The sequence below is a fragment of the Mesorhizobium sp. M1E.F.Ca.ET.063.01.1.1 genome (assembly GCF_003998155.1).
In the GTDB taxonomy this organism is placed as follows: domain Bacteria; phylum Pseudomonadota; class Alphaproteobacteria; order Rhizobiales; family Rhizobiaceae; genus Mesorhizobium.
In genome coordinates this window covers 1-5,390 of the sequence record NZ_RZSC01000403.1, presented here as the reverse complement: position 1 = coordinate 5,390, position 5,390 = coordinate 1, and the positions used below count along the sequence as shown (strand labels likewise).

Here is a 5,390-nt window from a genome sequence, read left to right as displayed (position 1 = left end):
GATCGGCATGGACAAGCAGGTCCTGCGCATTCTCGGCATCGACGGGGTAAACGGCGATGCCGGCGCTGGCGCCGGGCATGATGGTCGTGCCCTGGAAGGTGATCGGCTCGTTGATTTCGCCGAGGATACGCTTGGCCAGCGCATGGATGTCCTCGGTGGAGCCGACGCCGTTGAGGATCATCACGAACTCGTCGCCGCCGAGACGGGCGCAAAGATCCGATGCGCGGCAGGAATCGCGCATGCGCTGCGCGGTGACGACAAGCACATAGTCGCCGGCTGCGTGCCCCAGCGTGTCGTTGATCTGCTTGAAGCGGTCGAGGTCGAACTGGATCACCGCCAGGCGCTCGCGGCGGCGATGCGCGCCCTTGATCAGCGTGTCGAAATGATCGGTGAGGAAGGTGCGGTTGTGCAGGCCGGTCAAGCCGTCATGCACGGCGATGAAGGCCATGGAATTGCGGGCATCGACCAGCTCGTGCGTCTTGCGCAGGATGGCCTTCGACATCGGCCGGAAGATGAACAGCGCCACCAGCACGATGACGCCGATGGTGGCAAAGAACAGCGTGCGGTGAAGGTCGAGCATCTCGTCCGACCGCTCGTTGGCAAAGGCGCTGATGCGCTGGCCGAGCGCGGCATAGCCGGACAAGGTCGCATTGGCGACGGAGGCGTCGAGGCCGGCGCGTTCGCCGCCGCCCTTGTAGCCCTCGCGTTGCATGCCGAGCTGGGATCCGAAGGACGAGGCCAGCCGTTCGCCGTTGGCAATCAGGCCGACCGAGAAATAGTCGAGGTGGAACGGCTTGCTGAACAGCACGTATTCGATCGATTTCGGATCGTTGCGCGCCGGTGACAGCGGATCGGCACCGGTCTCCTTGAGCAGCAGGTCATAGTTGGTCTCGAACTCGGCCGTCGCCAGCTTGAGCGCGGTGACGAGCGCCGCCTGCTTGTCGCGTGAGGCGGCACCCGTGGCGCCCGCCAGGAAGACGATGCGCTGCGACAGCGCCTTCTGCGTCGAGACGATGTCGAGCAGCGCATCATTGTGCTGCTGTTGCGCCATTAGCTGCTGCAGAAGGATGAAGGACGCCATCACCATGGCGGCGATGATCATGAGCGCCAGCCAGTAGCCGCTCTTGATCAGCAGAATCAGCTTGCGCGAAACGCTCTGCACTGGCTGCTGCGACATAACTCGGTGACCCCTCCGGTCGACGGATTCCTGCCATGGATTCGTGGCGGGAAGAGCCTTGACGTGAAAGGGTTAACAGCTCGGCAAGCAGGCGCGGCGCTTATCCTGGCGGCGTGACAAAGCTGACAAGATGGTTATCGCGTCCTTTCAAGCGTTGTCGGCATTTGAGCGCATCGTTGCTCCGCCGTGGCCGGAAGGCTTTCGCATCGCCACCGAAGCGGTCGTTTTTGCGATGGATTTTTCGGCCGCGTAGCGCGACAGTCCGCGTCAAATGAACAGGGCCAGACCATGAGCGCAGCGTTTCTCTCCCACATCGACAACGAGCTTCAGGGCCTGAAATCGGCCGGGCTCTACAAGTCAGAGCGGGTCATATCCTCGATGCAGTCGGCCGAGATCGAGGTTGCAGGCCAGAAGGTGCTGAATTTCTGCGCCAACAATTATCTGGGCCTCGCCGACAGTCCCGAGTTGCGCGAGGCGGCGAAGCGGGCGCTCGACCGTTACGGCTACGGCATGGCCTCGGTGCGCTTCATCTGCGGCACGCAGGAGGAGCACAAGCAGCTCGAAGCGACGATCTCGTCCTTCCTAGGCATGGAGGACACCATCCTCTACGGCTCCTGCTTCGACGCCAATGGCGGCCTGTTCGAGACGCTGCTGGGCGAGGAGGACGCCGTCATTTCGGACGCGCTGAACCACGCCTCGATCATCGATGGGGTGCGGTTGTCCAAGGCCAAGCGCTTCCGCTACGCCAACAACGACATGGCCGATCTCGAAGCGCGGCTGAAGGAGGCGAAGGAATGCCGCTTCCGGCTGATCGCCACCGACGGCGTGTTCTCGATGGACGGCATCATTGCCAACCTCAAGGGCGTCTGCGACCTCGCCGAGAAATACGACGCCATGGTCATGGTCGACGACAGCCACGCCGTCGGCTTCGTCGGCAAGAACGGCCGCGGCTCGGCCGAGCATTGTGGCGTCGAGGGCAGGGTGGACATCATCACCGGCACGCTCGGCAAGGCGCTGGGCGGTGCTTCCGGCGGCTACACCTCGGGCAAAAGCCAAGTGGTCGATTGGCTGCGCCAGCGCTCGCGGCCCTATCTCTTCTCCAACACGCTGATGCCGGCGATCGCCGGCGCCTCGATCAAGGTGTTCGAGCTGGTCCGCAATGGCGGCGCCTTGCGCGAGCGCCTATATGCCAACGCGCAGCGCTTCCGCTCTCAGATGGGTAAGCTGGGCTTTACGCTTGCCGGCGCCGATCACCCGATCATCCCGGTGATGCTTGGCGACGCTGCTTTGGCGCAGGAGATGGCGCAGCGCATGCTGAAGCGCGGCATCTACGTCATCGGCTTTTCCTTCCCGGTGGTGCCGAAGGGCCAGGCACGTATCCGCACGCAGATGTCGGCCGCGCATTCGAGCGCCGACATCGACCGCGCGGTCGAGGCGTTCGGCGCGATCGGCAGGGAACTGGGTCTGCTTTCTTAACCTGCCTTCGTTTCCGATCTGTCTGACGCGTGCGTAACTCGCAAATACTAGACTAGGTGGACGACGACACCATCACCATCCGTCACTCGATCCCCGGCGCAACCGACTACGCCTGCGATGGGCAGCGAACCGCCCTCCTCAAATGGTAATGCGCCGTCCTCCGACCAAGTTACCTTTTGCGTTCAGGGAGTAACTACGCCCCTTTGCGGGGTACCGCGTGCGCGCTCGACCACTTCTCCGTTCTTCTCCATCGGCGCTGCCAGCCATCTTTCGATGTAGAGCAGAGCCCACTTGCATGCGACGTAGGAGCTCGGCCGACTCTGCCAGGTCGTGGCGAAGAGGATACGAGAATTGGGGTCCATCAATATGTCGACGGCGCCGGCGTCGGGAATGCGTTAGAGGACATTCTGCCAAGTCTTGCCGCCGTCGTTCGAGCGGGAACACGCCCCGTTCTTCGTTGGGGCCGAACGCGTCGCCGAGCGCCGCAATATGGCGATGTCGGGGTCGTGCGGATTACGCAGATCTTGCCGATATGGCGGGTTTCTCTCAGTCCAAGATGAGTCCAACTGCGACCGGCATCGGTCGATTTGTCGACGCAATCGCCGTAGGAGACTTCGAGCGCGGCACAGGCCCTGAGAAAGGCCGGCCGCTTACACTGTTTACGATACCGCGGGTGATCGAATTGTCCCTTTCGATTTCTATTCGGGGAGCCCCCTTTCTTCGATTCAGACGAGGTCGCGGGGAATTGTTTTAGCCCATGAGTTGGAAAAGATGCACTCGCCGTTTTCGAAAGCGTCGAAAGCAATCTGCATGTGGAAGACCGACTTGGTCGCAGTCATAATTGTCCGTCCTTCCACGGCCGTCTGCCAGGCTCCGCGACCCAGACCATAGCGGCAGTAGACTTCCGTACGGGCTGTCGTCGGATCGTTTTCGGCGACCGAATAGATTTTGTGCTCTTTCAAGCTAACGACGGTACCGATGGGGTCGAGTCGCATGGAGCCATCGTCGCGCCTGACTGTGACGGTGACCCGCGTTGGGAAAGCGTCCATGCGCAAAAAGCGCTCGACGTTGCCAGGCTTCAACACCGTGATTGCTATTGGCGGAGAAGTCTCCGGCGCGTCAAATACCGGCAGCTCGTCGTCACTCGGTAGAGGCATTCGGATCGGCAGATGCAAATCGCTGGCTTCCGCCTTTATGGTCAACGTGGCGTGCTCCGGCGCGGGAAATGCGATCGGCCAATAAGCGGTGGAAACAGAAAGCCGGATCCGATGACCCGGGGGAAAAGTATAGCCGACCTCGTTCATCGCGAGGCGGATACGGTATGGTTTTCCAGCTTCCATCGGCTGCAGATTTTCGTGGTTGTCGCGGTGCGACAGATTGAGCAGCCCATAGGTGACCCGCGTGACCTCACCTGATGACGGGCTGACATCGGAGAGACGCGCCGCGAGGATCGCCGTCGGCTTGTCGCACGTGATCTCCAATTCAAGGACAGGCGCGCCCAGAATCGGCGTGGCTTCCATCAGACGCTCGCTGTCAAAGATCAACGAGCCGCCGTCGTCCCACCGCTGATCCAGCGGCATCTCAGGACCAAGCCCCCCGGCTCCATAGGCGCACCACTCACCGCCTGCGATGCCCACCGTTTCGAGTGAGCTGATTTCAAGAGTGGCTTCCGGCAGCGCCTGCTCGGACAACCTGCCGGTCCCCAGATGGAACACCCGTGATGTTACATGCGGAGACGGCCAGCTGGGATCTGCAACCCAATGTCCAGGCCGCTCATCATAGTGCGCGGCAGGCTCCGCCCAGTCCATCATCCAGCTACGCAGCATCGGTTCCTGCATGATGCCAGTATCCTTGTCCTTTAACCAGTAATCCCACCAGCGTAGGCATTCCTGCAGGAACCCGATGGCGGGACCGGGGACACCCTCATGAGGGTATGTATGACCCCAAGGTCCAATCAGCCCTTTCCGTGGCGCTTTCAGATTTGACAGAAGCCGGAACACGGCGTTGGAATAGCCATCTCCCCATCCCCCTACCGCGTAGACCCCGCAATCGATTGCACCGTAGTCTTCGCAGACGGAGCCATGCTCCCAGAATGAATCTCGGCGTTGATGAGTAATCCAATCAGTCGAAGTCGGCCGGGCATTTTCCAACCGCTCCATCCACATCGCGCGCCAGCGATCCTTGCCGACGATCTCCGGATCGGGTGACTGCGCCATTTGCGCGATAATTGACGCGCCCCAAAAGACCGTCTCGTTGAGGAGGCATCCACCCATATAGTGGACATCGTCGCCGTAACGATCGTCAGTCGAGCAGTTTGTGATGATCGCCTTTAAACCCTTAGGCCGGCGCGCCGCAACTTGCAAAGCGCTAAACCCACCCCACGATTTACCAATCATTCCAACACTGCCGCCACACCAGGATTGTAGCGTGATCCACGCGATGGCCTCGACAGCATCGTCCTGTTCCCGCTTGACGTATTCATCCTCGAATAGGCCCTCGGAATCGCCAGTGCCCCTGATGTCTATACGAATGCTCGCGTAGCCATGCGAAGCGAAATATCGATACATCGGCTCGTCTCTTAGAACGGTGCCATCACGTTTGCGGTAGGGAATGTAGTCGACAATTGCTGGAACCGGGCTGGATGCCGCGTTCTCCGGCAGCCAAATCTTCGCAGCCAGGCGGGTTCCGTCGGAAAGCGGAATCCACACATTCTCTATCAGCCTGACGGGCCGGGGTC

4 protein-coding genes are annotated in these 5,390 nt (G+C 61.1%); 2 read left to right on the top strand and 2 right to left on the bottom strand.

What is annotated here, in order from left to right:
• A partial coding sequence (locus tag EOA29_RS23795) for a GGDEF domain-containing protein (RefSeq protein ID WP_145969760.1) occupies nt 1-1,177 on the bottom strand: 1,177 nt, incomplete at its 3' end.
• A 130-nt stretch (nt 1,178-1,307) separates the two neighbouring features.
• Here EOA29_RS23795 and EOA29_RS43865 point away from each other — a divergent pair.
• Together EOA29_RS43865 and EOA29_RS23790 are read left to right on the top strand one after the other, a co-directional pair.
• Nucleotides 1,308-1,430, top strand: a complete 123-nt coding sequence (locus tag EOA29_RS43865) for a hypothetical protein (RefSeq protein WP_281061107.1) — start codon at nt 1,308-1,310, stop codon at nt 1,428-1,430.
• Nucleotides 1,431-1,465: 35 nt separating this feature from the next.
• On the top strand, nt 1,466-2,653 hold the full coding sequence (locus EOA29_RS23790) for a glycine C-acetyltransferase (protein ID WP_127221652.1): 1,188 nt from the start codon (nt 1,466-1,468) through the stop codon (nt 2,651-2,653).
• A 725-nt stretch (nt 2,654-3,378) separates the two neighbouring features.
• Here the strand turns inward: EOA29_RS23790 and EOA29_RS23780 are convergent.
• A partial coding sequence (locus tag EOA29_RS23780; RefSeq protein WP_348628914.1) for a CocE/NonD family hydrolase occupies nt 3,379-5,390 on the bottom strand: 2,012 nt, incomplete at its 5' end.